2 protein-coding genes are annotated in these 3177 nt (G+C 57.1%); both read right to left on the bottom strand.

All coding sequences use genetic code 11. The features are described 5' to 3' along the window. On the bottom strand, window positions 1–872 hold an 872-nt coding region (gene galU, locus JWR14_RS26115; RefSeq protein WP_299714257.1), incomplete at its 3' end, for a UTP--glucose-1-phosphate uridylyltransferase GalU. Between the two features lie 215 nt (window positions 873–1087). Then, on the bottom strand, window positions 1088–3177 hold a 2090-nt coding region (locus JWR14_RS26110; protein WP_299714255.1), incomplete at its 5' end, for a valine--tRNA ligase.

Genomic DNA, 3177 nt, shown 5'->3' with positions numbered 1-3177 from the left:
AAATGCGGCGACCGGGTGTTCAAATATTCCTGAAAGTCCGCAGCCACTTCCGGATGCCGCAGCGCAAACTCAACTGTCGCCTTCAAATAACCAAGCTTGCTGCCGCAATCAAACCGCGTGCCGTGATACTTGTACGCAAGCACTTGCTCATCGGCGAGCAATGACTGAATAGCATCCGTCAGCTGCAACTCCCCACCCGCGCCCGGCTTTAACGCGCGAATGTGATCGAATACACGCGGCTTCAGCACATATCGCCCAACCACACCGAGATTCGATGGCGCCACCTCGGGTTCCGGCTTCTCCACAATCCCCGACAACTTGAAAATATTGTCTTCCCACTCTTTCCCGTCAATCACACCGTATGACTTGGAATCCTGTGCCGGGATCTCTTCTACACCAATAACCGAGCTGTGATAGTGATCGAAGACTTCAATCATCTGCGTCATCACCGGCGGGGTGCCGTACAACAAGTCATCCGCGAGAATCACGGCGAACGGGTTGTCGCCGACCAGCTTTTCCGCGCACAGCACGGCGTGGCCCAAACCGAGCGCTTCGGCCTGACGCACGTAGAAACAGTCGACATGGCTCGGCTTGATGCTGCGCACGAGATCAAGCAGCTTCTGCTTTCCGCGTGCTTCCAGTTCGGCTTCAATTTCATACGATTTGTCGAAGTGATCTTCGATCGCGCGCTTGCTGCGCCCCGTCACGAAGATCATCTCCGTGATGCCGGCAGCCATGGCTTCCTCAACCGCGTATTGAATCAGCGGCTTGTCGACAACAGGCAACATCTCTTTCGGGCTGGCCTTGGTCGCGGGGAGGAACCGGGTACCGAGACCCGCAACCGGGAAAACCGCTTTCGTAACTTTTAGCATTTGATGACCCTGATCCTCGTATCGTGTTTAAACGTCAAGCCTGAAACGTTGGGCATGGAAGCAGATGCCATGATGCAGGTTGATGCGTTGATAAAAAAGTGCGCCGAGATTAATTCTTCAAGCATAAATACGCACTTTGCTATAAGGCGAAACAAGCAATCGGTTGTTTTCAGGGCTTAGCCGGCCGCATTTGGCCGGCTAAATCCGTCGAAGGCCTATGCCGGAAGTCGCGACAACTGCGCTTTCAGCTTGTCAGAAGTCGATTCGAAATCCGCCAGCCGCTTGCGCTCCTGCTCAACCACCGCGGCCGGCGCACGCGCCACGAAACTCTCGTTTTCCAGCTTCACACGGGCTTTCGCGATCTCCTGCGTCAGTCGATCCACTTCCTTCGTGAGCCGTTCGCGTTCAGCCGCAACATCAATTTCGACCTTCAACACCAGCTTGTTCGTCCCTACGATAGCAACTGGCGCGCCACTTGCCTCCGCGTCGAGCTCGGATTCGTCGGCAATGATCTTTACTTCAGACAAACGCGCCAGCGCCTGGACGTAAGGCGCGAATGACTTGAGCCGTGCTTCGTCGCCGGTTGCCAGCAGCGGCACTTTGACCGCCGGCGACAGATTCATCTCGCCGCGCAGATTACGACATGAATCGATGATGGCCTTCAGTTCGGCTGCCCACTGTTCAGACGATTCATCAATCTTGGACGGCTCCGCGACCGGGTATTGCTGGATCATGATAGATGCGGTTTGCCCGTGTTGCGTGGGTTGCGGATACCGGTCGGTCAGCGGGGCAACCTTCTGCCACAAGGCTTCCGTGATGAACGGAATCACCGGATGCGCGAGGCGCAGCACCGTTTCCAGCACGCGAAGGAGGGTGCGGCGGGTGGCGCGTTGCTGCTCGGGCGTGCCGGTCTGGATCTGCACCTTGGCTAGCTCAAGATACCAGTCGCAATACTCGTCCCAGACGAATTTGTAGATTGCGCTTGCTACGTTGTCGAAACGGTAATCGGCAAAACCCTTCTCCACTTCGGCTTCCACGCGCTGCAAAAGCGACACGATCCAGAAGTCTGCCTGGGAGAAATGAAGGTATCCACCCGGTCCGCAATCGCCTGCTTCGCATTCCTCCGGCTTACCGAAACCACAGTCGTGGCCCTCGGTATTCATCAGGACAAAGCGAGTAGCATTCCACAGCTTATTGCAAAAATTACGATATCCCTCGCACCTTGCCAGATCAAAATTTACATTGCGACCGAGCGTTGCCATGGACGCCATCGTGAAGCGCAGCGCGTCCGTGCCGAACGGCTGGATCCCGTCAGGGAACTCCTTGCGGGTCTTTTTCTCGATTTTCTCGGCTTGCTTCGGATTCATCAGGCCGGTAATTCGCTTGGAAACGAGCGTTTCCAGGTCGATTCCGTCGACAATATCGATCGGGTCGAGCGTATTGCCCTTGCTCTTCGACATCTTCTGGCCTTCCGCGTCGCGCACGAGACCGTGGACGTAGACCGTGTCGAAAGGGACCTTGCCGGTGAAATGCGTGGTCATCATCACCATCCGGGCGACCCAGAAGAAGATGATGTCGAACCCTGTTACGAGTACCGAGGAGGGCAGGAAGTGCTTGAGTTCCGGCGTTTCGTTCGGCCAGCCGAGCGATGAAAACGGCACGAGCGCCGATGAAAACCATGTGTCGAGCACATCGTCATCGCGTTTGAGGGCGCCGGTGTAGCCCTTTTCCGTGGCTTCCGCGCGGGCTTCTTCTTCCGTCTTCGCCACGAAGATTTCGCCGTTATCGCCGTACCAGGCCGGAATCTGGTGGCCCCACCAGAGTTGACGCGAGATACACCAGTCTTGGATGTTTTCGAGCCACTGGTAATAAGTGGTCGACCAGTTTTCCGGCACGAACTTGATTTCACCGTCGCGGACCACGTCGAGCGCCGTTTCAGCAATCGATTTACCCGGATGGAACGTGCCTTCCGGCGCCGGCTTGCTCATGGCGACGAACCATTGATCGGTGAGCATCGGCTCGATCGCTACGCCGGTGCGGTCACCACGCGGCACCATCAGCGCGTGCGGCTTGACGGATTCGAGCAGGCCGAGCGCTTCCAGGTCGGCTACGACTTCCTTGCGGGCGACGAAACGATCCATGCCGCGATACTTTTCCGGCGCGTTCTCGTTGATCCTGGCGTCGAGCGTGAGGATCTCGATCATCGGCAACTTGTGGCGCAGGCCGACCTGATAGTCGTTGAAGTCGTGCGCGGGCGTGACCTTGACCACGCCGGTGCCGAACTCGCGATCCACGTAATCGTCGG

The sequence above is a fragment of the Caballeronia sp. genome, from assembly GCF_028292365.1.
Taxonomy (GTDB): Bacteria; Pseudomonadota; Gammaproteobacteria; order Burkholderiales; family Burkholderiaceae; genus Caballeronia.
The sequence above is the reverse complement of the archived record's forward strand: the minus strand, read 5'-3'. Positions and strand labels throughout refer to the sequence as shown.